The sequence below is a fragment of the Streptomyces sp. NPDC001443 genome, from assembly GCF_053597355.1.
Genome location: NZ_JBSFIA010000060.1, coordinates 1 through 23,805, shown reverse-complemented (window position 1 = coordinate 23,805; position 23,805 = coordinate 1). Strand labels below are relative to the sequence as shown.

The window sequence follows — 23,805 nt, the reverse complement described above, 5'->3', positions numbered from 1 at the left end:
TGTGACGCGTCGCACGCCCGGCGGCCGGACGTCAGGGCGTCGGAAACGCGTCCATGTGGTCCAGCCTGCGCAGGATCACACCCTCGCGCAGCGCCCAGGGGCAGATCTCCAGCGCCTCGACGCCGAACAGGTCCATCGTGCCCTCGGCGACCAGCGCGCCCGCCAGCAACTGGCCCGCGCGGCCCGCGGAGACGCCGGGCAGCTCCGCGCGCTGCGCGGGCGTCATGGCGGCCAGCCGGGGCACCCAGGCCTCCAGGGACTCCCGCTTGAGCTCGCGCTGCACGTACAGGCCCTCGTCGGAGCCTGCGGCGCCGGCTATCCGGGCCAGCTGCTTGAAGGTCTTGGAGGTGGCGACGACGTGGTCGGGCACGCCGAGCCGGCTGAACTCCCCCACCGTACGGGCGATCTGGGCCCGGACATGACGACGCAGCGCCCTGATCTCCTCGGGCCCCGGCTGGTCCCCGGGCAGCCAGCCCGCGGTGAGGCGGCCCGCGCCCAGGGGCAGCGAGACGGCCGCGTCGGGCTCCTCGTCCATGCCGAAGGCGATCTCCAGGGAACCCCCGCCGATGTCGAGGACCAGCAGCTTCCCGGCCGACCAGCCGTACCAGCGGCGGGCGGCGAGGAAGGTGAGCCGGGCCTCCTCCGCTCCGGTGAGCACCTGCAACCGGACGCCGGTCTCGGCCTGCACGCGCGCGAGGACGTCGTCGGCGTTGGTGGCCTCGCGCACGGCCGAGGTCGCGAACGGCAGCAGGTCCTCGACGCCCTTGTCCTCGGCGGCCTGGAGCGCTCGGTTGATGACGGAGATCAGCTTGTCGACCCCCTCGGGACCGATCGCTCCGTCGTCGTCGAGGAGTTGGGCCAGGCGCAGATCCGCCTTGTGCGAGTGCGCGGGAAGCGGGTGCGCGCCAGGGTGAGCGTCCACCACCAGCAGATGCACCGTGTTCGATCCCACGTCGAGGACACCGAGTCTCATGTAGGGAACGCTACTGCCAGGAACGCCGTGATCAGCCCCCTCGGCGGTCTCCGGAGCGCTCCGGGGCGACTTACCCTGGACAGGTGCCAAAGACGAAAAAGGCGAAGGACGGAAAGTCGGCCAAATCCACCAAGGGTCCTTCGCAGCCGAAGGCGCCCCGGTCGGAGCAGGCCCCGACGGTGAGCGACGAGAAGGGACTCGACTTCGCGCGCGCGTGGGTGGAGTTCCCTGATCCGGCGGACGACGAACAGGTCTTCCGGTGCGATCTGACATGGCTGACCTCTCGCTGGAACTGCATCTTCGGCAGCGGCTGCCAGGGCATCCAGGCCGGCCGCGCGGACGACGGGTGCTGCACGCTGGGCGCTCACTTCTCCGACGAGGACGACGAGAAGCGGGTCGCCGGACACGTGGCGCGGCTGACCCCGGAGATCTGGCAGAACCATGCCGTGGGCACCGAGACCGGCTGGATCTCCGAGGACGACGAGGGTTCCCGCCAGACCCGCCCCTACCAGGGCTCGTGCATCTTCCAGAACCGGCCCGGCTTCGCCGCGGGCGCGGGCTGCTCGCTGCACCTCCTCGCCCTGCGGGAGGGCCGCGAGCCGCTGGAGACGAAGCCCGACGTCTGCTGGCAGCTGCCGGTGCGGCGTACGTACGACTGGATCGACCGGCCGGACGACACCCGCGTGCTCCAGGTGTCGATCGGCGAGTACGACCGCAGGGGCTGGGGGCCCGGGGGCCACGACCTGCACTGGTGGTGCACGTCGGCGACCTCGGCGCACGGCGCGGGCGACCCGGTGTACGTCTCCTACCGGCCCGAGCTGATCGAACTGATGGGCAAGGCCGGCTACGACCGGCTGGTCGAGCTGTGCGAGGCGCGGCTGGCCTCGCAGCTCCCGCTGCTGGCACCGCATCCGGCGGATCCGGTGGGCTGAGCGCCGGCCTCCTCGCACCCCTCGCGCCCGATGCGCCCGATATGCCCGGGGTATTCGGCGTATCCGGCCTATCCGGTGGGCTGAGCGTCGCACGACCCGCGTCTGCCGGGTCTACGAGTCGGCCGGGCTCGGGTCGTCGTCATCGTCGCCGTCCGGCGGCGGTGACGGGCTTCCCGGGTCGGCGGAGGCGGAGTCGGTGGGGGTGGGATCCGGGTCGGCGGACGGCGGAACGGACGGCGTCGGACCGGTGGAGGCCGAGGCCGTGCCGGTCGGTGGCGGGGACTGCGGTCCGCCGGTGCCGCCGGGGGCGGAAGGCGCGGGGGCGGTGCCGTATCCGTCGATCGAGACGACCGTTCCGGCCGGGGCGATCGCCACCCGGGCGCTCCAGTGCCCGGACGGCTCGCGCAGCTGGTCGACGTGCACCTTGATCGTCAGCGACGCGCCGGGCGCCAGCGTTCCGGACGACCGGCTGAGGTAGAGCCAGGCCGCTTGCGTCGTGGCCGACCAGCGGACCGGGGAGTCGCCGGTCGCGGTGAGGGTGATCAGTGTGGTGTCGCCGCTGCTGCTCGCCGTCACGTCGAGGTGGCCCGCGCTCCTGCGGCCGGCCCCCACGACGCTGACCACCGCCACGGAGACGTCCGAACTCCCGGTGGCGCGGGCGCCTGCCCTGGTGCTGGCGTTGCCCGCGTTCTCGTAGCCGCCAGCCCCCGAGCCGTCGAGGCTGCCGGGGCCTTGCGCCTCGGTCGTGCTCGCGGAGCGGCCGTCGGCGCCCTCCCCGGTCTCGGCGCCCCGGTACGCGGCCCACAGCGCGAGCACGGGAGCCGCGACCACGGTGGCGACGACGGTCGTGGTGACCGCACGCGCGCGAAGCCGGTCCCGGCGGGCCGCGTGGTCCTTGGGATCCATCGGGAAGCCGCGCCGGTCGAAGCGCGGGGCGGCTCCCCGCGCGCGGGGAGCGTGCGCCATCGCCGCGTGCAGTGCCGCTCGGGGCGCCTCCAGGACGGGCAGTTCGGCGGGCGTGAACATGGCCCCGGGCCAGCGACCGGGCACGGCGCGCTCGGCGGCGCGGCGGCAGCGCGGACAGTCGTCGACGTGCCGGACCAGTTCGCGGCGCAGGGTCGCGCTGAGCACGAGCTGGTGGTCGCCGGTGAGGTGGGCGACGCCGGGGCAGCCGCCGGTCTCGACGACGGCGAGGGCCGCGCGGGTGCGCTCGACCTCGCAGGCGGCGGAGGCGAGCAGTTCGCGGGCGGCCGCGGGATCCAGGCCGACGACGGCGGCCACCTCGTGGGCGGCGAGGTGGTGGCGCACGGCGAGTTCGAGCGCCTCGCGCTGCTCGGGGCTGGTGCCCGCGGCCTCCGGCCAGGCCAGCCGGGCGAGCTCCCGCCGCCGCAGCTCCTGGACCTCCTCGGACACGGGCGACGCGGCGGACGGAGCAACGGGCTGCCCCACGGACAGCCCGGCGGGGTGCGGAGGCTGCTGGGACTGCGGGGGCTGCGGGGGCTGGTGTACGGGATGCCCGGCGGGCTGCGGGGTGCGCCGCCGGGGGTCGGGCCGGCCGGCCGCGTGCGTGCTCTGGCGCCGCTGTCTGGCCTCGGTCAGCTTGCGCAGACAGGCCCAGCGGGCCAGTGCGTACAGCCAGGCCCTGAGGTTCCCGGCGGCCTCCGGGACGCGCTGCCCGCGCCGCTCGACGAGCGCCAGGACGTCACCCAGGGCGGCGGTCGCCGTGTCGTGGTCGCAGAGCACGGACAGGCAGTACGTGAACAGGCCGTCCAGGTACGGCTCGTAGCACGCGGGCGGCCGCTGGGGCTGCGTGTGCGCCGCGGCATGACCGCGCGCCCGGTGTGCGCCGGTGGTGCGGGGCGAGGTGTCCGGACTGCTGCTCATCACCTGTGCGACCGTAGGCGGCCCGAGCAGGTCCCTTCCGGCGCCTTGAGCACTTTTAATCCGGACGGGTGAAACGATCCCTCATAAGGGGACAGGGGGGTTGCGCTCCGTGGCTCGTTCGCGCCATGGCGTGGCCGGTTCACGGTGGCCCCGGGAGCGGGCGCGCGGTGGGCACGGGCCGAGCGTCGGCCGGACGCGGGCCGAGCGTCGGCCGGACGCGGGCCGGAATCGGGTGGGCGGCGGCCGGAATCGGGTGGGCGGCGGCCGGAATCGGGTGGGCGGCGGCCGGAATCGGGTGGGCGTGGGGGCGTTGTCAGTGGCTGCGGCTACGGTTTCGTCCATGGCTGCCCGTACGAAGACCACCAAGGACCGCCCCTCCTTCCGCTGCACGGAGTGCGGCTGGCAGACGGCCAAGTGGCTCGGCCGCTGCGCCGAGTGCCAGGCCTGGGGGACGGTCGAGGAGTACGGCGCGCCCGCGGTCCGTACGACGGCACCGGGCCGGGTCACCACCTCCGCGGTGCCCATCGGGCAGGTCGACAGCCGGCAGGCCACCGCCCGGAGCACCGGGGTGCCCGAACTGGACCGGGTCCTGGGCGGCGGACTCGTGCCCGGTGCGGTCGTGCTGCTGGCGGGCGAGCCCGGCGTGGGCAAGTCGACCCTCCTGCTCGACGTCGCGGCGAAGTCGGCCAGTGACGAGCACCGCACGCTCTACATCACGGGCGAGGAGTCGGCGAGCCAGGTCCGGCTGCGCGCCGACCGCATCAAGGCCCTCGACGACCATCTGTACCTCGCCGCCGAGACCGACCTCTCCGCCGTGCTCGGCCATCTGGACGCGGTGAAGCCGTCGCTGCTGATCCTGGACTCCGTCCAGACGGTGGCCTCGCCGGAGATCGACGGCGCCCCCGGCGGCATGGCGCAGGTGCGCGAGGTCGCGGGGGCCCTGATCCGGGCCTCCAAGGAGCGCGGGATGTCGACCCTCCTGGTGGGCCACGTCACCAAGGACGGGGCGATCGCAGGACCGCGCCTGCTGGAGCACCTGGTGGACGTCGTGCTCCACTTCGAGGGCGACCGGCACGCGCGCCTGCGCCTGGTGCGCGGCGTCAAGAACCGGTACGGCGCGACGGACGAGGTCGGCTGCTTCGAACTGCACGACGAGGGCATCATCGGCCTCACCGACCCCAGCGGGCTCTTCCTGACCCGTCGTGACGAGCCGGTCCCCGGCACCTGTCTGACGGTCACCCTGGAGGGCCGCCGTCCCCTGGTGGCCGAGGTCCAGGCGCTCACCGTCGACTCGCAGATCCCCTCCCCGCGCCGCACGACCTCCGGCCTGGAGACCTCCCGTGTCTCGATGATGCTCGCGGTCCTGGAGCAGCGCGGCCGGATCAGCGCCCTCGGCAAGCGGGACATCTACTGCGCGACGGTGGGCGGCGTGAAGCTCTCGGAGCCCGCCGCGGACCTGGCCGTCGCGCTCGCGCTCGCCTCGGCCGCGAGCGACACCCCGCTGCCCAAGAACCTCGTCGCGATCGGCGAAGTGGGCCTCGCGGGCGAGGTCAGACGGGTCACGGGCGTGCAGCGCAGACTCGCCGAGGCCCACCGGCTCGGCTTCACGCACGCGCTCGTGCCGGGCGACCCGGGCAAGATCCCTCCCGGTATGAAGGTCCTGGAAGTCGCCGACGTGGGGGACGCGCTGCGGGTCCTGCCGCGCTCGCGTCGCCGAGAGGCCCCACGGGAGGAGTAGGACCGCCGGTAGACTTTGCCCTGGTCTCGCCCGTCCGTACGAAAAGAGTGCGCGAAACGGGAGCGCCCAGAACCTGCGACCGGAGGAGTGCAGTGGCAGCCAACGACCGGGGAGCAGCTCCCGGGAAGTCCGGCGGGAGTTCCGGTGTCGAGGGCCGGATGCGCGCCTCGCTGAGTGCTGTGGCGCCCGGTACGGCCCTGCGCGACGGTCTGGAGCGGGTGCTGCGGGGCAACACCGGCGGGCTCATCGTGCTCGGGTCCGACAAGACCGTCGAGTCGATGTGCACGGGCGGTTTCGTGCTGGACGTCGAGTTCACCGCCACACGGCTGCGTGAGCTGTGCAAGCTGGACGGCGGCATCGTCCTGTCGTCGGACCTGTCGAAGATCCTGCGCGCGGGCGTGCAGCTGCTGCCCGACCCCACGATCCCCACCGAGGAGACCGGCACCCGGCACCGCACGGCGGACCGGGTCTCCAAGCAGGTCGGCTTCCCGGTGGTCTCGGTCTCCCAGTCCATGCGGCTGATCGCGCTCTACGTCGACGGGCAGCGCCGCGTCCTGGAGGACTCGGCGGCGATCCTGTCCCGCGCCAACCAGGCCCTGGCGACCCTGGAGCGTTACAAGCTCCGCCTCGACGAGGTCGCGGGCACGCTGTCGGCGCTGGAGATCGAGGACCTGGTCACCGTCCGTGACGTCTCGGCGGTGTCCCAGCGCCTGGAGATGGTGCGACGCATCGCCACCGAGATCGCCGAGTACGTGGTCGAGCTGGGCACGGACGGCCGTCTTCTCGCCCTCCAGCTCGACGAGCTGATCGCGGGCGTGGAGCCCGAGCGGGAACTCGTCGTCCGGGACTACGTGCCCGAGCCCACCGCCAAGCGGTCCCGCACGGTCGACGAGGCGCTCGCCGAACTCGACGCCCTCAGCCATGCCGAGCTGCTCGAACTGTCCACGGTGGCGAAGGCGATGGGCTACACCGGCTCTCCCGAGACGCTCGACTCCGCGGTGTCCCCGCGCGGGTTCCGCCTGCTGGCCAAGGTGCCGCGGCTGCCGGGCGCCATCATCGACCGCCTGGTGGAGCACTTCGGCGGTCTGCAGAAGCTGCTCGCCGCCAGCGTGGACGACCTCCAGACGGTCGACGGCGTCGGCGAGGCGCGGGCCCGCAGTGTCCGCGAGGGCCTGTCGCGGCTGGCGGAGTCGTCGATCCTGGAACGCTACGTCTGAGGCGCTTTCGCGGAGGTTCCGCTCCGGCGCCGCACCGCGCCCGGCGGCGGACTCAGTCCGCCGACAGCACGAACGACGTCTGCTTCGTCGGGAACCCCGGAGCCTTCGCCTCCACCAGATAGGTGCCCGGCCCCGCCGAACCGGCGGGAGGCGTCGCGCACTTGGGGGCGCTCGGCCTGCGGTCCCACTTCACGGTGTAGGTGGCGCTGCTGTCCGCCGGCACCCGGTAGAACCGGTTCGCGGAGTCCCCGGGGCAGTCGTCGGACGCCCAGTACGCGCTGCCGCTGCCGGTCTGAGTGATCGTCAACACCGTGTTCCGCGGCCCCAGATCGACCTTGCAGTCGTTGGCGGAGGAGTTCTTCGCGGTCAGCCGGAAGGTGGGCGCCTGGTCCGGGGTGTAGGTGTTGCGGACGCTGTTCAGCGTCAACGTGATCACGCTGGCAGTGCAGTTGGGCAGCTGGGAGCCGGCGGGCAGTGCGCCCGTACCGCCACCGCCGCCCGTACCGTCGCCCGAACCGCCCCCGGAGGAAGCGGAGTCGTCGCCGCTCGCGGTTCCGCCGGAGCCGCCCGCGCCGGAGTCCGACCCGGAGGCCGAACCGGACGCCGAGCCCGAGCCGGAGGGGCTTACCGTGCTCCCGCCGGTCGACTCGTCACGTCCGCCCGGGGCTTGACTGATCGCCGGCCCGGAACCGGACGGCCCGGGGGTGATCGAGGAGGCGGGATTCTTGCCGTTCGAACCGTCGGCGTCATGCTTGGCGCCCCCGCCGCCGGAGGTGACGAGCCACGTCACCAGCAGCGCCAACAGGGCGACCACGGACAGCATTACGGCCCTCCGACGCCAGTAGATGGTGGAGGGAAGTGGCCCGATCGGATTGCGCAGAGATCCCACGGCGCAAACTTTACGAGAGATCCCCCCGTTAGCAGGCCCCACCCGCCGCCGATCCCCAACTTTTCCGGATCATCATTCCGGAAACAGAGGTTCCGGTCCGTTTTGTGAAGCGGTCGGCACGGTCACCGGTGAGGCGGTCGGCACGGTCACCGGACGGCCCCCGAACCGGGCCAGCCTCGAACCACGCCCGGCCGACCCGTGGCAGGATCGGAAATGCCATGACTGCGCCCACGAAACCCCCGCACACCGTCCCGGCCCCCGGCTCCCCCGGCAGCCCGGTCGACGGAACGCATCTGCACACGCCCGTCATCACCTGGTTCGACACCCACGCCCGCGACCTGCCCTGGCGGCACCCGGAGGCCGGCCCCTGGGGGGTGATGGTGAGCGAGTTCATGCTCCAGCAGACGCCGGTGAACCGTGTCCTGCCGGTCTACGAGCAGTGGATGGCCCGCTGGCCGCGCCCCGCCGACCTCGCCGCGGAGGCACCCGGCGAGGCCGTACGCGCCTGGGGCCGGCTCGGCTACCCGCGCCGCGCCCTGCGCCTGCACGGCGCCGCGGTCGCCATAACGGACCGGCACGGCGGCGACGTACCGTCCGACCACGCCCAGCTGCTCGCCCTGCCCGGGATCGGCGAGTACACGGCCGCCGCCGTCGCGTCGTTCGCGTACGGCCGGCGCCACGCCGTGCTGGACACCAATGTCCGCCGGGTCTTCGCCCGCGCCGTGACCGGCGTCCGGTACCCGCCGAACGCGACCACCGCCGCCGAACGCAAGCTGGCCCGCGCCCTGCTGCCCGAGGAGGAGCGGACCGCGGCCCGCTGGGCGGCCGCCTCCATGGAGCTCGGCGCGCTGGTGTGCACGGCCAAGAGCGAGGCCTGCCATCGCTGCCCGATCGCCGGGCAGTGCGCCTGGCGGCTCGCCGGGAAGCCGGAGCACGAGGGCCCGCCGCGCCGCGGCCAGACGTACGCGGGCACGGACCGGCAGGTCCGCGGCAAGCTGCTGGCCGTCCTGCGCGAGGCCCATACCCCGGTTCCGCAGGCCGCGCTCGACCGGGTGTGGCACGAGCCGGTGCAGCGCGCCCGGGCCCTCGACGGGCTCGTGGCGGACGGTCTGGTGGAGCCGCTGCCGGGCGGCCGGTACCGGCTGCCGTTGACCTGACGCATGGTCACCACACAGGAAGGCGCGCTTCTTCACAGCCGGTTCCAGGACCACACCTAGCCTCGCGACTCAAAAATCCCCCCATACCAGCACAATTCACCCCTCCTCCTTACCCTCGACCTACTTCCGTTACACAACCGACGGACAGCCGAGGGCTTCCCGCAGGCTGCTTCGGACAGCCCCGTGACAACACCTCCGTAGCTTCGTTTGCGTGCCCGGCACCACCACGGGGACGACGGACGGGCCGGAGTAAAACGGGGAACGGAGGCGGTTGATCATGGCGCAGGGCGAGGTGCTCGAATTCGAGGAGTACGTCCGCACCCGGCAGGACGCGCTGCTGCGCAGCGCGCGTCGGCTGGTCCCGGACCCGGTCGACGCCCAGGACCTCCTCCAGACGGCGCTGGCGCGGACGTACGGCCGCTGGGAGGGCATCGCGGACAAGCGGCTGGCCGACGCCTATCTGCGCCGGGTCATGATCAACACACGGACCGAGTGGTGGCGGGCGCGCAAGCTCGAAGAGGTGCCGACCGAGCAGCTGCCGGACGCCTGCGTCGACGACTCCACCGAGCAGCACGCCGACCGGGCCCTGCTGATGGACGCCCTGAAGGTGCTCGCCCCGAAGCAGCGCAGTGTCGTCGTGCTGCGACACTGGGAGCAGATGTCCACGGAGGAGACGGCCGCGGCCCTGGGCATGTCGGCCGGAACGGTCAAGAGCACGCTGCACCGGGCGCTCGCCCGGCTCCGCGAGGAGCTGGAGAGCCGTGATCTGGACGCACGCGCGCTGGAGCGTGAGGAGCAGGAGCGTTGCGCGGCCTGACCGGCACCGGGCCCACTGCGGCCCGCGGAACCTTCCAGGCGGTGTTCACGACGATGCTCGTGATCACCGCCCTCGGGCTTTTCGCCGCCGGCTGCGCCACCGGCGGCACCGGCGCCCGTGACGAGGGACCGGCGCACTCCGACACCGTCGCGGGCGCCGTCCCCTCCCTCGCGGCCTCGCCCTCCGGCACCCCGGCCCAGGTGGACGCGGTGCGGCTCGTCAAGGCCGACCCGAAGGTCTCCGCGGAGGTCAAGCGGGGGCTGAAGCCGTGTGTCGGCGACGACTACCCGGTGGACGTCTCCTACGGCGACCTGACCGGAGGGTCGTCGAGCGACATCGTCGTGAACGTGCTGACCTGCGCCGACGCGGTCGGTCTGGGCTCCTACGTGTATCGCGAGCAGGATGGCGGCTACACGGACGTGTTCAAGGTCGAGGAACCCCCGGCATACGCGGAGATCGACCGCGGCGACCTGGTGGTGACCAAGCAGGTGTACGGCAAGGACGACCCGGTCTCGAGTCCGTCCGGGGAGAACGTGATCACGTACCGCTGGTCCGTGGACCGCTTCATCGAGGAGTACCGGTCGTACAACGACTACAGCAACGCCGCGGGCACGGCGCCGACCCCGGCGCCCGACCGCAGATGACCGGGCACAGACGAACCGGTCGTCTGCGGTCGGGCCGCGGCGCGAGGAACCCGAGCGCGAACGACCCGACCGACCACCGCACCGACCGCCGGAAGGACTGAGAACACCGCGATGGCAGACCAGACCCACGTGCTGTTCGTCGAGGACGACGACGTCATCCGCGAGGCCACCCAGCTCGCGCTGGAGCGGGACGGCTTCGTGGTCACCGCGATGCCCGACGGGCTGTCGGGCCTGGCGGCGTTCCGCGCGAACCGGCCCGACATCGCGCTGCTGGACGTCATGGTGCCCGGCCTGGACGGCGTCAGCCTGTGCCGGCGCATCCGGGACGAGTCCACGGTTCCCGTGATCATGCTGTCGGCGCGCGCCGACGCCATCGACGTCGTCCTCGGCCTGGAGGCGGGCGCCGACGACTATGTGACCAAGCCGTTCGACGGCGCCGTGCTGGTGGCCCGCATCCGCGCCGTGCTGCGCCGCTTCGGACACGCCGGCGGGGCCGACCGCGCGGGCGAGGCCGCTGCCGCCGCCACCGGCGGGGTACTGGCCTTCGGCGAGCTGGAGATCGACACCGAGGGCATGGAGGTGCGCCGCGCCGGTCAGCCGGTGGCCCTCACCCCGACCGAGATGCGGCTGCTGCTGGAGTTCTCCTCCGCACCGGGCACGGTGCTCTCGCGCGACAAGCTCCTGGAGCGCGTGTGGGACTACGGGTGGGGCGGGGACACCCGCGTGGTCGACGTCCATGTGCAGCGGCTGCGTACCAAGATCGGCCAGGACCGCATCGAGACGGTCCGCGGCTTCGGTTACAAGCTGAAGGCCTGAGCGGGGCGATTCATGCAGGTCACACGGGAGATCATCGACCGTCTGAGCCTGTCCGGCGGCAAGCGTCCGGGCATTCGTACGGGGCTGCGGTGGAAGCTGAGCGCGGCCATCGCGCTGGTCGGCGCACTGATCGCGCTCGCGCTCAGCGTGGTGGTGCACAACGCCGCCCGGGTCTCGATGCTGGACAACGCGCGCGACCTCGCGGACGAGCGGGTGCTGATCGCCCAGCACGGCTACGAGGCGTCCGGACGGCTCAACTTCCCCAACATCAAGATCGACGACATGGATCTGCCCGCGGAGCTGCGGGAGAAGGTGACCGAGGGGCGCCGGGCGACGTTCGTGTCCGACAGCGCGGGCGGGGAGCCGGACATCTGGGCGGCCGTACCGGTCAAGGACGGGCATGTGCTGTCGCTGCACACCGGGTTCACCGACCGCAGCACGAACATGCTCAAGGACCTCGACCAGGCTCTGGTGATCGGCTCGATCGCGGTGGTCCTCGGCGGGAGCGCGCTCGGCGTGCTCATCGGCGGCCAGTTCTCGCGCCGGCTGCGCAAGGCGGCCGCCGCGGCCAACCAGGTCGCCAGGGGCGAGCCGGACGTACGGGTGCGCGCCGCCATCGGCGGGGTCGTACAGGACGAGACGGACGATCTGGCGCGCGCGGTCGACGCGATGGCGGACGCCCTCCAGCAGCGTCTGGAGGCGGAGCGGCGGGTCACCGCGGACATCGCGCACGAGCTGCGCACCCCGGTGACCGGGCTGCTGACGGCGGCCGAGCTGCTGCCGCCGGGCCGGCCCACGGAACTCGTGCTGGACCGGGCGAAGGCGATGCGGACCCTGGTCGAGGACGTGCTGGAGGTGGCCCGGCTGGACGGCGCGTCCGAGCGGGCCGAGTTGCAGGACATCCTGCTGGGCGACTTCGTGTCGCGGCGGGTGGCGGCGAAGGACCCCGGTGTCGAGGTGCGGGTGGTGCACGAGTCGGAGGTCACCACCGACCCGCGGCGCCTGGAGCGGGTGCTGTTCAACCTGCTGGCCAATGCCGCCCGGCACGGCAGGCCGCCGGTCGAGGTCACCGTCGAGGGCCGGGTCATCCGGGTCCGCGACCACGGTCCCGGCTTCCCCGAGAACCTGCTCGCCGAAGGGCCGAGCCGGTTCCGCACGGGCAGCAGCGACCGCTCGGGACGCGGGCACGGGCTCGGCCTGACGATCGCGGCCGGCCAGGCACGGGTGCTGGGCGCCCGCCTGACCTTCCGTAACGTCCGCCCGGCCGGGGCGCCCGAGCACATCCCGGCCGAGGGCGCGGTCGCCGTCCTGTGGCTGCCGGAACACGCGCCGACGAACACGGGAAGCCACCCGATGCTGCCGGCCGGGCAGTAGGGCCGGTGCCGCCCCTGCGCCGCCCCTGCGGCCATCGGTGAGGTCGCCCGGCACCATCCCCGCAACCACTGGCGGGGGGCCGCCCGACGCCGTCCCTTCGCCTCCTGGCGGGGTCCGCCCGGTTCCCGGCGGCCCTCCCGGCGGCCACCGGCGCGAGCCGCCCGACGGCACGACCGCGGGCCGTCCGGCAACAGGACTCCAGGCCGCGAGGCAGGACCGCGGACCGTCCGACGGCAGGACGATGAGCGGCCGTCCGCAGGACAGTGCGCGGCCGACGGCAGGACAGGGCGCGGTCGTCGGCGTGACGGCACAGGCGAAGGCCCCCGGGGCGGACACCGGCCGGGGGCCTTCGGTTCACGATCGGATCGGACGGAGTCCGGCGATCTGTGGATCAGACGGAGTCTGTCGATCCGTGGATCAGACGGACTCGGCCATCGCGGCCAGCGCCGCGTCGCCCTCGGCGCCGTCCTGCTTCGGCCCCGCTCCCTTGAGCGCGACCTCCTTGACGAACACCGACGCCACCACCACGATCACGGCCACCGCCGCTCCCAGGATGAAGGCGGAGTGCGTACCGGCCGACACCGCGTGCTGGTAGGCCTCCCGCGCCGCCGCCGGCAGCTTCGCCAGGCTCGCCGCGTCGAGCTGCGCGGACCGCTCGGTGATCTTCGAGCCAAGCGCACCGGCCCGCTCGGCCATGACGTCCTGGACCCGGTGGTTGAACAGCGCGCCCATGATCGCGACACCGAACGACGAACCGAGCGTGCGCAGCAGGGTGGTGGAGGAGGAAGCGACGCCCATGTCCTTCATCTCCACGCTGTTCTGCGCCACCAGCATGGTCACCTGCATCAGGCAGCCCATGCCCAGACCGAGGACGGCCATGTAGACACCGGAGATGAACCGGGTGGTGTCCGTGTCCATCGTCGACAGCAGGTAGAGGCCGATCACCATCAGCACACCGCCGACGATGGGGAAGATCTTGTAGCGACCGGTGTTGGTGGTGACCCGGCCGGCGACCATCGACGTGACGAGCATGGCGCCGAGCATGGGCAGCAGCAGCAGACCGGAGTTGGTCGCGGAGGCACCCTGCACCGCCTGCTGGTACAGCGGCAGGAAGAGCGTGGCGCCGAACATGGCGAAGCCGGTGATGAAGCCGATGACCGACATCAGGGTGAAGTTACGGCTGCGGAAGATGTGCAGCGGCACGATCGGCTCCGCCGCCTTGGTCTGCCAGAACACGAACCCGACCAGCGCGGCGACGCCGAGGCCGATGAGCTCCATGATCTGCGGGGACGTCCAGTCGTACTCCGTGCCGCCCCAGGTGGTGACGAGGACGATGGAGGTGATGCCGACGGTCAGCAGCGCGGCGCCCAGATAGTCGATGCGCGTCTTGGACCGCTTCTTCGGCAGGTGCAGGACGAGGCTGATCGCGGTGAGCGCGACCGCGCCCAGCGGCAGGTTGATGTAGAAGGACCAGCGCCAGCCCCAGTTGTCGGTGATGGTGCCACCGATCAGCGGACCGCCGATCATCGCCAGCGCCATGATGCCGGCCATCATGCCCTGGTACTTGCCGCGCTCGCGGGGCGGGATCAGGTCACCGATGATCGCCATGACGCCGACCATGAGACCGCCGGCGCCCAGACCCTGAACGGCCCGGAAGCCGATGAGCTGACCCATGTCCTGGGCCATGCCGCTCAGCGCGGAGCCGATCAGAAAGATCACGATCGACGACATGAAGGAGCCCTTGCGACCGTACATGTCGCCGAGCTTGCCCCAGATCGGGGTGGAGGCCGCGGTGGCGAGGGTGTACGCCGTCACGACCCAGGAGAGGTGTTCGAGTCCGCCGAGCTCGCCCACGATCGTCGGCATGGCCGTGCCGACGATCATGTTGTCGAGCATCGCCAGCATCATCGTGAGCATCAGCGCGAGCAGGACCACCCGCACGCTCTTGGGCTGTTTCTCTTCTTCCGTGTCGACCGCGTCGACCGCCTGCGTGTCCGCCATCACTCCCACTCCCCCGGGTCGAGTACTTACTTGTCGACCGGCTAGTTGACTACACTGGGCAAGGTAGACCCGTAACTAGCCGGTCGTCAAGTAAGTTTCGTGGAAGCGCGGGGAGTACGAGGATGGTCGGCATCATGGACGGCACGAAGCACCAGCGCCGCGGCAACACGCGCCAGCGCATCCAGGACGTCGCACTCGAACTGTTCGCCGAACAGGGGTACGAGAAGACCTCGCTGCGCGAGATCGCCGAGGGCCTGGACGTCACCAAGGCCGCGCTCTACTACCACTTCAAGACCAAGGAAGAGATCCTGGTCAGCATCTTCGAGGACCTGACACGGCCCATCGGGGAACTGATCGACTGGGGCAAGGGGCAGCCGCACACGCTGGAGACCAAGCAGGAGATCGTACGGCGCTACCACCAGGCCCTCATCGACGCGTCGCCGCTGTTCCGCTTCATGCAGGAGAACCAGGCGACGGTACGGGAACTGCGCATCGGCGAATCGTTCAAGGACCGGATGCGCGGCCTGCGCGACATCATCATGGACCCGGACGCCGCACTGGTCGATCAGGTCCGCTGCCTCAGCGCGCTGTTCACGCTGCACGCCGGCATGTTCGTCATGCAGGACCTCGAAGGCGACCCCGAGGACAAGCGCAGGGCCGTCCTGGAGGTCGCCATCGATCAGGTGACGCAAGCCCACCGGGGCTCGTGAGCGAACCGGTCAGACCTTCACACCCTTGGCGCGCAGGAAGGCGACGGGGTTGACCGCCGAGCCGTAGTTCGGCGTCGTGCGGATCTCGAAGTGCAGGTGCGGGCCACTGGAGTTGCCGGTGTTGCCCGACAGGGCGATGTGCTGGCCGGCGCCGACGTACTGACCTATTCGCACGTCGATGCGGGACAGGTGGGCGTACTGCGAGTACAGGCCGTTGGCGTGCTTGATGACGATGGCGTTGCCGTAGGCCGGACCGTCACCGGCGCCCCAGCCACCGGCCTTGACGACCGTTCCGCCGGACGCGGCGACGACGTTGGTGCCGCTCGGCACGGCGAAGTCCTGGCCCGAGTGCTTGTGCGCCCACATCCCGCCGGCCTGGTTGAAGGTGGCGCTCAGCGCGTAGTGGTTCACCGGCTTGACCCACACGGCCCCCGGCGCGACCGACTTGGCGGCGGACTTGGCCGCGACCGGCGCGGCGGCGGGAGCGGTGGCGGGAGCGGCGGCCGCGACCCCGGTCCCCAGCATGACCGACATCCCCAGGCCCGCGCCCAGAACGGCGACGCGGTTGCGGAGCAGGGACGTGCGGGCGTTACGGGACGAGACACGCTGGGACATCGGAACCTCACGACTTCGGGGACAGGATCGCCACCCGGCGTTCAGACGTTCGCCCGGGGCGGCCTCACCTTGGTAACCCGCGGCCCCATCTGCGCTCAAACGTGTGATCTACGACGATAGGTAGTAAACATCCACCAAAATGCACACTTCTTGACACAACCCCCATTCGGCACGGCAACACCCGGGGCACGGGAAAAGCCCTGGGGACTTGAGAGAGAATGTCCGATTTGTCATTATCCGAGGTTTCACTAACCGGGATAGTAGGGAACAAATCGCCTGTGCCGCTTGTCACCGGGCAGCAAGATCGCGGGGTCCGTAAATGTGACGCGGGCTACGCCCTGGAAACCGCACCAGTACCTCCGGGAGCGGATGCGCGAACCGGCCCCCGCGAGTGCCCGGTTGGCGTCCGGCATCGCCGCGTCGCACCGCCGGGATTCTGACGGCCCCCCAGATCACGCCCTCCGGAGGCCGACTCGCGGACGCCGCGGCCTCTCCCGCCTCAACTGAGCGCGATTCCCGCCGCTTTGTGACGCACATCTCTGTACGCCTACTACCCGGTAACCCTACGGTTCCCCTCGCGCCACCCTCACCCACGATCATGCCCATGACCCCGGCAGCGCACGGATGTGAGAGGACCCCCCACGCATGGACACAGGCTCCTGGACCCGCCGGATGTCGGCCGCCGCCGTCTGCGCGGCCGCCCTGGTGGCGATGGCCGCCCCCGCCGAGGCCGCGACGGCGGACGCCACCGTCTCGGCCGCCGCCACGAAGACCGACTACGCGACCTGGCAGCGGGACTGCCAGGCCGTGATGGACCAGGCCCTGCCGTACCTGGAGCAGCGCATCGCCGCCGCCCGGCCCGGCGAGAGGCCCGCCGTCGTGCTCGACATCGACAACACCGCGCTCGAGACCGACTTCGGCTTCAGCTACCCGCAGCCCGCCAACAAGCCGGTCCTGGCGGTCGCCCGGTACGCCCAGGAGCACGGCGTCTCCGTCTTCTTCGTCACCGCCCGGCCGGGGATCGTCCGCCTGCCCACCGAGTACAACCTGGAGCACGACGGCTACCAGGTCTCCGGTCTCTATGTGCGCGGGCTGTTCGACCTCTTCAAGGACGTCGCCGCCTACAAGACCGCCCAGCGCGTCGACATCGAGTCGAAGGGCTACACGATCATCGCGAACATCGGCAACAGCGCCACCGACCTCTCGGGCGGCCACGCAGAGCAGACCTACAAGCTGCCCGACTACGACGGGCAGCTGTCCTAGGACACGTCCCGGCGCCGCCCGGGGGGCCTGCGCCGAAGCCTGCCCCTGGGCCTGCTCTGTGGCCCGCCCTGAGGCCTGCGGTGAACCCACCCGGACATGCGCAGAAGGGGGCCGGTGCTTGGAAAGCACCGGCCCCCTTCTGGCGTCGCCCTGGGGCTTACGCGTCCTTGCTCAGGTTCGGTCCGGCACCGCCGGCCGCCTGCTCGATCGGCGGGACGTCGGGCAGCGCCGACTTCTCCTCACCGCGGAAGGTGAAGGTCGCCGAGTCGCCCTCGCCCTCGGTGTCCACGACCACGATGTGACCGGGACGCAGCTCGCCGAAGAGGATCTTCTCCGACAGCGTGTCCTCGATCTCGCGCTGGATGGTGCGGCGCAGCGGCCGGGCGCCCAGCACGGGGTCGTAGCCCTTCTTGGACAGCAGCTCCTTCGCGGACTGGGAGAGCTCGATGCCCATGTCCCGGTCCTTGAGGCGCTCGTCCACCTTGCCGACCATCAGGTCGACGATCCGCAGGATGTCGGCCTGGGTGAGCTGCGGGAAGACCACCACGTCGTCGACGCGGTTGAGGAACTCGGGCCGGAAGTGCTGCTTGAGCTCGTCCGAGACCTTGTTCTTCATGCGCTCGTAGTTGGTCTTCGTGTCGCCCGAGGCCGCGAAGCCCAGGTTGAAGCCCTTGGAGATGTCCCGGGTGCCGAGGTTGGTCGTCATGATGATGACCGTGTTCTTGAAGTCCACGACCCGGCCCTGGGAGTCGGTCAGACGACCGTCCTCCAGGATCTGCAGCAGCGAGTTGAAGATGTCCGGGTGGGCCTTCTCGACCTCGTCGAAGAGGACGACGGAGAACGGCTTGCGGCGGACCTTCTCGGTCAGCTGGCCGCCCTCCTCGTAGCCCACGTAGCCGGGGGGCGAACCGAAGAGACGCGAGACCGTGTGCTTCTCGCTGAACTCCGACATGTCGAGGGAGATCAGCGCGTCCTCGTCACCGAAGAGGAACTCGGCGAGCGCCTTGGACAGCTCGGTCTTACCGACACCGGACGGGCCGGCGAAGATGAACGAGCCACCGGGGCGCTTCGGGTCCTTCAGACCGGCACGCGTACGGCGGATCGCCTTCGACAGCGCCTTGACGGCGTCGACCTGGCCGATGACCCGCTTGTGGAGCTCGTCCTCCATGCGCAGCAGGCGGGACGACTCCTCCTCGGTCAGCTTGAAGACCGGGATGCCGGTGGCGGTCGCGAGGACCTCGGCGATCAGCTCGCCGTCGACCTCGGCGACGACGTCCATGTCGCCGGCCTTCCACTCCTTCTCCCGCTTGGCCTTGGCGGCCAGGAGCTGCTTCTCCTTGTCGCGCAGGGAGGCGGCCTTCTCGAAGTCCTGCGAGTCGATCGCGGACTCCTTGTCCCGGCGGACACCGGCGATCTTCTCGTCGAACTCGCGCAGGTCCGGCGGCGCGGTCATCCGGCGGATACGCATCCGGGAGCCGGCCTCGTCGATCAGGTCGATGGCCTTGTCCGGCAGGAAGCGGTCCGAGATGTACCGGTCGGCCAGGGTGGCGGCCTGGACCAGCGCCTCGTCCGTGATGGACACGCGGTGGTGCGCCTCGTAGCGGTCGCGCAGACCCTTGAGGATCTCGATCGTGTGCGGCAGGGACGGCTCCGCGACCTGGATGGGCTGGAAGCGGCGCTCCAGGGCCGCGTCCTTCTCCAGGTGCTTGCGGTACTCGTCCAGCGTGGTCGCACCGATGGTCTGGAGCTCACCACGGGCCAGCATCGGCTTCAGGATGGAGGCCGCGTCGATGGCACCCTCGGCCGCACCGGCACCGACCAGCGTGTGCAGCTCGTCGATGAACAGGATGATGTCGCCGCGGGTGCGGATCTCCTTGAGGACCTTCTTCAGGCGCTCCTCGAAGTCACCGCGGTAGCGGGAACCGGCGACCAGGGCACCGAGGTCGAGGGTGTAGAGGTGCTTGTCCTTGAGGGTCTCGGGCACCTCGCCCTTGACGATGGCCTGGGCGAGGCCCTCGACGACGGCGGTCTTGCCGACGCCGGGCTCACCGATCAGCACCGGGTTGTTCTTGGTACGGCGGGACAGCACCTGCATGACCCGCTCGATCTCCTTCTCGCGCCCGATGACCGGGTCGAGCTTGGACTCACGAGCGGCCTGGGTGAGGTTCCGGCCGAACTGGTCGAGGACCAGGGACGTCGAGGGAGTGCCCTCGGCAGGCCCGCCGGCGGTGGCGGTCTCCTTGCCCTGGTAGCCCGACAGCAGCTGGATGACCTGCTGGCGGACACGATTGAGATCGGCACCCAGCTTGACCAGGACCTGGGCGGCGACGCCCTCGCCCTCACGGATCAGGCCGAGGAGGATGTGCTCCGTGCCGATGTAGTTGTGGCCGAGCTGAAGCGCCTCGCGGAGCGACAGCTCCAGGACCTTCTTGGCACGGGGGGTGAAGGGAATGTGGCCGGACGGGGCCTGCTGGCCCTGGCCGATGATCTCCTCCACCTGCTGGCGGACCGCCTCGAGCGAAATCCCGAGGCTCTCAAGGGCCTTGGCGGCGACACCCTCACCCTCGTGGATCAGGCCCAGGAGGATGTGCTCGGTGCCGATGTAGTTGTGGTTGAGCATCCGGGCTTCTTCCTGAGCCAGGACGACAACCCGCCGCGCGCGGTCGGTGAACCTCTCGAACATCGTTAATCGCTCCTCAGAGCGGTCAGGCAGTGGGGGGAACTTCCCCTCCCTGTCCTTCCGCAGCTTAGTCCCGCGAGCGGGGACCGCTCATTCCAACTGCCGACACCGTCCTTGGCCTCCTGACCCCGAACGCCGACATCTGCTCCAACCCGATGGTGCGAGACGATGTTCCCGCAGGCCAGGCAGTTACCCTCAACGGCAGTACGCCGATGGCGAACGTGAGACGGCCTTTCCTGCGTGTCGCCCCCTCCCACTAGGGATGTCTTACCCGTGGGAGCGGACAGTCCATGCCGCGCGCACCGATTCCCTCCGCTACGGGCGAACAACCTCACGCCTCCCCGCACCCCCGCACGCCCCTTTGAGTCCTCACGCTGTGCAGCCATCGGCGCACTCAGCGTAACTCGGGGGATCTGGGGGCGGTTGCACTTGGCATGGTTGGCTCAGTCACCGCGGTGCCCCTTTCCAGTCCTTCCCGTCGGCTCGCCGCTCCGGACGACCGGATGCGGCACTGGTACGAGAACGCGCTGGGCTGGGCGACCGTGCCCGGAGAGCCGGTACGGCTGGTCACGGGCCTGCGCTTCGACGTCCTGGACGTCCCCGCCGAGGCGGGTCTGGGGGCCCTGAGGCACCTGGCTCCGGACTCCCCGGTGGCTCTGAAGGGCGACCGGATGCGGCTGCTGACGGCCGTCGGCAGCGCGGAGGAACTGCCGGGGCTCCTGGACTGGCTGGAGTGGGGCGCGCTGGCGCCCGATCTGGTGGCGTTCGGCGTGGGCGGACACACGGAGGCGCCGCTACCGCCCGGCCCGGGGCCGGCCGGCGGCCCGCAGATCTCCCCGGACGACCGTCGGCCTCTTCAGGGGGCCGCGGTGTGGCTGCGGCCCCCCGCGCCGGGACGCGAGGTCGAGGCGTCGCTGCCGACGCTGTCGGCCATGGGGGGCGGAGGGGGCGCCCCCGATCTCGCACGCCTCGTGGACACGGTGGCCACGCGGTGCCACCGTGCCAGGCTGCGGCGCGCGGGCGTTCAGCCGTTGGCCTTCTCGTAGGCCTCGCGGATGATCGCGGGAACACGGCCGCGGTCGTTGACCTCGAAACCGTTCTCCTTGGCCCAGGCGCGGATCTGCGCGGTGTCCTGGCTGCCGCCGGAAGCGGCGCGCGCCTTTCCACGGCCACCCGAAGCGCGGCCTCCGGTACGCCGACCACCCTTCACATAGGGGTCGAGAAGGCTGCGCAGCTTGTCTGCATTGACGGTCGTGAGATCGATCTCGTACGTCTTGCCGTCCAGCGCGAACGTCACGGTCTCGTCCGCCTCGCCGCCGTCGAGGTCGTCGACAAGAAGGACCTGAACCTTCTGTGCCACCGGATTTCCTTTCATCGAAAACGTGAGGGCCGGATGCCCGCGGCGTCCGCCGTTTCGCCGCCCCTTGTTATATCCACTACTGCAGTACGTCGGAAAGCAAACCGCTTTTCCGGGAAAAACACAAACCCCCGGCAGAGGCCCAAGGGCCGCTCCGGCGCCGGAAACATGCGCGTTTCGGACATAGGGAACCTGGGCAGCGTCCGTCGGGTTGTCCGCGCTTGTGCCCCGGCGGAATATGCCTTGAGGAACCGCGCGATGCCCGGCGATCACAGATGCAGAAGCATCCGGCTGTTGCCCAAGGTGTTCGGTTTCACTCGTTCGAGACCGAGGAACTCCGCGACGCCCTCGTCATAGGAGCGCATGAGTTCCGCGTACACATCGGCGTCGACCGGCGTCTCGCCGATCTCCACGAAGCCGTGCCTGACGAAGAAGTCCACTTCGAAGGTCAGACAGAAAACCCGGCGAACGCCGAGCCGGCGCGCGGTGTCCAGCAACTTCCCCAGCAGCCGATGGCCGACGCCCAGGCCCTTGAGGCCGGGCTTCACCGCGAGGGTGCGCACTTCCGCGAGGTCTTCCCACATGACGTGCAGCGCGCCGCAGCCGACCACCTCGGCGTTGTCGTCCCGTTCGGCGACCCAGAACTCCTGGATGTCCTCGTAAAGCGTCACCATCGCTTTGTCGAGCAGGATGCCGTCCCGGGCGTACGCGTCAAGGAGTCGGCGCACGGCCGGGACATCGCCGGTCCGGGCCCGCCGGACGGTGATGGTTTTAGCGACTTCGGGGCTCTCTGACATGAGCGGACGCTATCGCCCGCCGCCCTTCGCCGCCGAGCCGGGGTTCTCCCGCGACGACGTATCGGGCGCGTCCGTATCACCGGCATCGCCAGCGGTATCGGGGGCCTCGGCGGGCGCGGGCGTTTCCGGCACCTGGACGATGCGCATGGCGTCCGACAGGGCCTGCCGCTGTTCGTCGCTCATCATGCCGAAGAACGCGACGAGAGCGGCTGCCGCGTTGTCGCTCTGCGCCCAGGCGTCGTTCATCAGCGCGGCCGCGTAGGCGGCACGGGTGGAGACAGCCTCATATCTATAGGCCCGGCCTTCCGCCTCCCGGCGCACCCAGCCCTTCTGATGGAGATTGTCCAAAACGGTCATCACCGTGGTGTAGGCGATGGTCCGTTCCCGCTGCAGGTCTTCCAGGACTTCTCGAACGGTGACCGGGCGGTTCCACTTCCACACCCGCGTCATGACCGCGTCTTCGAGTTCTCCCAATGGGCGAGGCACAGCTCAGAACAATAGTGGGAGATCCCGTCAATGGCGCCCCGGACGTGCACTTTAAGCTGCAAACGGGAACAAAAAGGGCGTACGGCGGGGAAAGCGCCGGCGCCTGACAGGGCGGGCGGGCCCTGGCTGCGCGGGCACGCGTCGTACGCCGGCGGAGGGCGTCGCCGCCCGGGGAAGCGGAGACGGGCCGCGCGGGCCCGTGGCGCGACGGCCCATCGGCTCAATGGCCCCGTGGCTCAGCGGCCCGTGGCTCAGCGGCTCAGGCTTCGGACTGCGCGGAGGTGGCCTGACGGGCGCCCTCGGCGCGCGCGAGGGCCGCGTCGACGGCGGCGTCCTCCTTGGCCTTGTTGGCCCCGCCCTGGGTCTTCACGATCACCCTGATGAGACCGATGAAGAACGCGGCCATCACGACCGGGGGCACGAGCGCGGAGACGTAGTCCATGCCCCCAGGGTAGCCACGCCGGGGCGCCGCGCCGGGGGCGGGGGACACACGGACGCGGCCCGGGGCGCGGGGGCGGATGGGCACACCGGCCCCCGCCCCCGGGCTCCGGGCTCCGGGCTCCGGGCTCCGGTCAGCCCACGGCGAGCCGCTCGGACGGACTCCCGGACGGCGCGGCGGGTTTGCGGCGCGGGAAGACCTCGCCCGGGGTCGGGACCGGACGCCGGGCCGGAGCGGGCCCCCGCGGGGCGGGGCCGGGACGGGTGGGCGCGGGTTTCACGGCGGGCTCCTTCTGGGGCTTCTCGGTCGGCTCCTCGGCGACCGCGCGGACATCGGCGCCGAGGCCGCCGGGGGAGCCGCCGGAAAGACCCCCGGGGAGCGCCAGAAGGCGGGTACGGGAGGCGGGGACGGTCGGTGCGGACGAGGTGGCCGCGGGGCCGGCCGCGGGCGCCTGGGCGCCCACCGCGGTCCGCCTGGAGACGCTCCTGGCGAGCCGGGCGCGCACGTCCTGCTCCGCGAGCGTGCGACAGCGGTCGAGGAGGGCGGCGGCGACGGGGCCGCCCCGCAGCGCCCGGAGCGCGGCGAGGTCGTCCGGGTCGGGACGGTACCCGGCGCCCAGCGCCTCCTCCAGGAGCGCGAGATAGCCGGTCGCGGTGCCGGGCAGGGCGGCGCGGTACCGGGCGAGGTCGGCCACCAGGAAGGCGCGCAGCCGGGCGCCCTCGCGCATCGCCTCGTCTAGGGACTCGGCGACACGGAGGCAGTCCTGGACGTCCTCGGCCGAGGCGGGGGCGGGGTTCAGGGCGAGGGCGAGGGCACGGCGGAGCACACGCAGCTCCTCCGCGCCGAACGCCATGCCGCCGCGGGATCCGTATGGCGTGGGCATGGAGCGACGGTACGCGCTAATCAGACAAACTCTACATAAGGGACACGCGTGGCGCGCGTGGAACCGGGAGCTCCGCAGGGGGACGCCTAGGCCTCTGGCCGACGGCGGACGCGGCGGAAGCCTCGGGGCGGCC

The 23,805-nt window shown here is 71.3% G+C and carries 22 protein-coding genes; 11 read left to right on the top strand and 11 right to left on the bottom strand.

Annotation, left to right across the window (positions count from 1 at the left end):
• Window positions 1–31 precede the first annotated feature (31 nt).
• The gene (locus ACWC24_RS38560) at window positions 32–973 is read right to left on the bottom strand and encodes a Ppx/GppA phosphatase family protein (protein WP_450667577.1); all 942 of its coding nucleotides are present in this window, start codon (window positions 971–973) and stop codon (window positions 32–34) included.
• Between the two features lie 83 nt (window positions 974–1,056).
• Between ACWC24_RS38560 and ACWC24_RS38555 the strand changes: the two genes are divergently transcribed.
• On the top strand, window positions 1,057–1,905 hold the full coding sequence (locus tag ACWC24_RS38555) for a hypothetical protein (protein ID WP_450667576.1): 849 nt from the start codon (window positions 1,057–1,059) through the stop codon (window positions 1,903–1,905).
• A gap of 111 nt (window positions 1,906–2,016) precedes the next feature.
• Here ACWC24_RS38555 and ACWC24_RS38550 read toward each other — a convergent pair whose 3' ends face one another.
• Window positions 2,017–3,792 carry a BACON domain-containing protein gene (locus tag ACWC24_RS38550; RefSeq protein ID WP_450667575.1) on the bottom strand — a complete coding sequence of 592 codons (1,776 nt, stop codon included), beginning with the start codon at window positions 3,790–3,792 and terminating at the stop codon, window positions 2,017–2,019.
• Window positions 3,793–4,129: 337 nt separating this feature from the next.
• Here ACWC24_RS38550 and radA point away from each other — a divergent pair, with 337 nt between their 5' ends.
• Entirely contained in the window at window positions 4,130–5,527 is a 1,398-nt protein-coding gene (gene radA / locus ACWC24_RS38545; RefSeq protein ID WP_385525353.1) for a DNA repair protein RadA, read from the top strand.
• Window positions 5,528–5,619: 92 nt separating this feature from the next.
• Entirely contained in the window at window positions 5,620–6,744 is a 1,125-nt protein-coding gene (disA, locus tag ACWC24_RS38540) for a DNA integrity scanning diadenylate cyclase DisA (protein ID WP_450667574.1), read from the top strand.
• Window positions 6,745–6,796: 52 nt separating this feature from the next.
• Here disA and ACWC24_RS38535 read toward each other — a convergent pair whose 3' ends face one another.
• Entirely contained in the window at window positions 6,797–7,633 is an 837-nt protein-coding gene (locus ACWC24_RS38535; RefSeq protein ID WP_450667573.1) for a hypothetical protein, read from the bottom strand.
• 218 nt (window positions 7,634–7,851) lie between these two features.
• Between ACWC24_RS38535 and ACWC24_RS38530 the strand changes: the two genes are divergently transcribed.
• The 5 genes from ACWC24_RS38530 (at window position 7,852) to cseC (ending at window position 12,441) form a co-directional block, all read left to right on the top strand.
• The gene (locus ACWC24_RS38530) at window positions 7,852–8,790 is read left to right on the top strand and encodes an HhH-GPD family protein (protein ID WP_392622589.1); all 939 of its coding nucleotides are present in this window, start codon (window positions 7,852–7,854) and stop codon (window positions 8,788–8,790) included.
• A gap of 277 nt (window positions 8,791–9,067) precedes the next feature.
• Entirely contained in the window at window positions 9,068–9,607 is a 540-nt protein-coding gene (locus ACWC24_RS38525; RefSeq protein WP_384731067.1) for a SigE family RNA polymerase sigma factor, read from the top strand.
• Window positions 9,595–10,251, top strand: a complete 657-nt coding sequence (locus tag ACWC24_RS38520; protein WP_450667572.1) for a hypothetical protein — start codon at window positions 9,595–9,597, stop codon at window positions 10,249–10,251. The genes ACWC24_RS38525 and ACWC24_RS38520 overlap by 13 nt, the downstream gene beginning before the upstream one ends.
• 111 nt (window positions 10,252–10,362) lie before the next feature.
• Window positions 10,363–11,067, top strand: a complete 705-nt coding sequence (gene cseB, locus ACWC24_RS38515) for a two-component system response regulator CseB (RefSeq protein ID WP_450667571.1) — start codon at window positions 10,363–10,365, stop codon at window positions 11,065–11,067.
• 12 nt (window positions 11,068–11,079) lie between these two features.
• The gene (cseC, locus tag ACWC24_RS38510) at window positions 11,080–12,441 is read left to right on the top strand and encodes a two-component system sensor histidine kinase CseC (protein WP_450667570.1); all 1,362 of its coding nucleotides are present in this window, start codon (window positions 11,080–11,082) and stop codon (window positions 12,439–12,441) included.
• Between the two features lie 417 nt (window positions 12,442–12,858).
• Here cseC and ACWC24_RS38505 read toward each other — a convergent pair whose 3' ends face one another.
• Complete coding sequence (locus tag ACWC24_RS38505) at window positions 12,859–14,442, bottom strand: MDR family MFS transporter (protein WP_450667569.1); 1,584 nt, start codon at window positions 14,440–14,442, stop codon at window positions 12,859–12,861.
• Between the two features lie 122 nt (window positions 14,443–14,564).
• On the opposite strand from ACWC24_RS38505, the gene ACWC24_RS38500 reads away from it, so the two are divergent.
• Entirely contained in the window at window positions 14,565–15,152 is a 588-nt protein-coding gene (locus ACWC24_RS38500; protein WP_450667568.1) for a TetR/AcrR family transcriptional regulator, read from the top strand.
• Between the two features lie 9 nt (window positions 15,153–15,161).
• Here ACWC24_RS38500 and ACWC24_RS38495 read toward each other — a convergent pair whose 3' ends face one another.
• Window positions 15,162–15,767: a M23 family metallopeptidase gene (locus ACWC24_RS38495; RefSeq protein WP_450667567.1), complete on the bottom strand. Its 606-nt coding sequence runs from the start codon at window positions 15,765–15,767 to the stop codon at window positions 15,162–15,164.
• Between the two features lie 645 nt (window positions 15,768–16,412).
• On the opposite strand from ACWC24_RS38495, the gene ACWC24_RS38490 reads away from it, so the two are divergent.
• Entirely contained in the window at window positions 16,413–17,030 is a 618-nt protein-coding gene (locus ACWC24_RS38490; protein WP_450667566.1) for an HAD family acid phosphatase, read from the top strand.
• 157 nt (window positions 17,031–17,187) lie between these two features.
• Here ACWC24_RS38490 and ACWC24_RS38485 read toward each other — a convergent pair whose 3' ends face one another.
• A complete protein-coding gene (locus ACWC24_RS38485; protein WP_351618069.1) occupies window positions 17,188–19,713 on the bottom strand; it encodes an ATP-dependent Clp protease ATP-binding subunit in 2,526 nt (841 codons plus the stop codon).
• A 431-nt stretch (window positions 19,714–20,144) separates the two neighbouring features.
• On the opposite strand from ACWC24_RS38485, the gene ACWC24_RS38480 reads away from it, so the two are divergent.
• Window positions 20,145–20,756, top strand: a complete 612-nt coding sequence (locus ACWC24_RS38480) for an SCO3374 family protein (protein ID WP_450667565.1) — start codon at window positions 20,145–20,147, stop codon at window positions 20,754–20,756.
• Here the strand turns inward: ACWC24_RS38480 and ACWC24_RS38475 are convergent.
• The 5 genes from ACWC24_RS38475 to ACWC24_RS38455 form a co-directional block, all read right to left on the bottom strand.
• Window positions 20,735–21,070: a histone-like nucleoid-structuring protein Lsr2 gene (locus ACWC24_RS38475; protein ID WP_450667564.1), complete on the bottom strand. Its 336-nt coding sequence runs from the start codon at window positions 21,068–21,070 to the stop codon at window positions 20,735–20,737. The genes ACWC24_RS38480 and ACWC24_RS38475 overlap by 22 nt on opposite strands.
• A gap of 266 nt (window positions 21,071–21,336) precedes the next feature.
• Window positions 21,337–21,864, bottom strand: coding sequence for an amino-acid N-acetyltransferase (locus ACWC24_RS38470; RefSeq protein ID WP_450667563.1), 528 nt, complete (start codon window positions 21,862–21,864; stop codon window positions 21,337–21,339).
• A 9-nt stretch (window positions 21,865–21,873) separates the two neighbouring features.
• Window positions 21,874–22,350: a BlaI/MecI/CopY family transcriptional regulator gene (locus tag ACWC24_RS38465; protein WP_450667562.1), complete on the bottom strand. Its 477-nt coding sequence runs from the start codon at window positions 22,348–22,350 to the stop codon at window positions 21,874–21,876.
• Window positions 22,351–22,609: 259 nt separating this feature from the next.
• The gene (locus tag ACWC24_RS38460; RefSeq protein WP_450667561.1) at window positions 22,610–22,792 is read right to left on the bottom strand and encodes a hypothetical protein; all 183 of its coding nucleotides are present in this window, start codon (window positions 22,790–22,792) and stop codon (window positions 22,610–22,612) included.
• A gap of 130 nt (window positions 22,793–22,922) precedes the next feature.
• Window positions 22,923–23,642: a hypothetical protein gene (locus ACWC24_RS38455; RefSeq protein WP_450667589.1), complete on the bottom strand. Its 720-nt coding sequence runs from the start codon at window positions 23,640–23,642 to the stop codon at window positions 22,923–22,925.
• Window positions 23,643–23,805: the final 163 nt, after the last annotated feature.

Bases quoted from the DNA above. Each gene is read 5' to 3' on its own strand.
- ACWC24_RS38560 (WP_450667577.1), bottom strand. From the start codon at position 973: ATGAGACTCGGTGTCCTCGACGTGGGATCGAACACGGTGCATCTGCTG.
- radA (WP_385525353.1), top strand. From the start codon at position 4,130: ATGGCTGCCCGTACGAAGACCACCAAGGACCGCCCCTCCTTCCGCTGC.
- ACWC24_RS38530 (WP_392622589.1), top strand. From the start codon at position 7,852: ATGACTGCGCCCACGAAACCCCCGCACACCGTCCCGGCCCCCGGCTCC.
- ACWC24_RS38525 (WP_384731067.1), top strand. From the start codon at position 9,068: ATGGCGCAGGGCGAGGTGCTCGAATTCGAGGAGTACGTCCGCACCCGG.
- cseB (WP_450667571.1), top strand. From the start codon at position 10,363: ATGGCAGACCAGACCCACGTGCTGTTCGTCGAGGACGACGACGTCATC.
- cseC (WP_450667570.1), top strand. From the start codon at position 11,080: ATGCAGGTCACACGGGAGATCATCGACCGTCTGAGCCTGTCCGGCGGC.
- ACWC24_RS38505 (WP_450667569.1), bottom strand. From the start codon at position 14,442: ATGGCGGACACGCAGGCGGTCGACGCGGTCGACACGGAAGAAGAGAAA.
- ACWC24_RS38500 (WP_450667568.1), top strand. From the start codon at position 14,565: ATGGTCGGCATCATGGACGGCACGAAGCACCAGCGCCGCGGCAACACG.
- ACWC24_RS38495 (WP_450667567.1), bottom strand. From the start codon at position 15,767: ATGTCCCAGCGTGTCTCGTCCCGTAACGCCCGCACGTCCCTGCTCCGC.
- ACWC24_RS38490 (WP_450667566.1), top strand. From the start codon at position 16,413: ATGGACACAGGCTCCTGGACCCGCCGGATGTCGGCCGCCGCCGTCTGC.
- ACWC24_RS38485 (WP_351618069.1), bottom strand. From the start codon at position 19,713: ATGTTCGAGAGGTTCACCGACCGCGCGCGGCGGGTTGTCGTCCTGGCT.
- ACWC24_RS38480 (WP_450667565.1), top strand. From the start codon at position 20,145: ATGGTTGGCTCAGTCACCGCGGTGCCCCTTTCCAGTCCTTCCCGTCGG.
- ACWC24_RS38470 (WP_450667563.1), bottom strand. From the start codon at position 21,864: ATGTCAGAGAGCCCCGAAGTCGCTAAAACCATCACCGTCCGGCGGGCC.
- ACWC24_RS38460 (WP_450667561.1), bottom strand. From the start codon at position 22,792: ATGGACTACGTCTCCGCGCTCGTGCCCCCGGTCGTGATGGCCGCGTTC.
- ACWC24_RS38455 (WP_450667589.1), bottom strand. From the start codon at position 23,642: ATGGCGTTCGGCGCGGAGGAGCTGCGTGTGCTCCGCCGTGCCCTCGCC.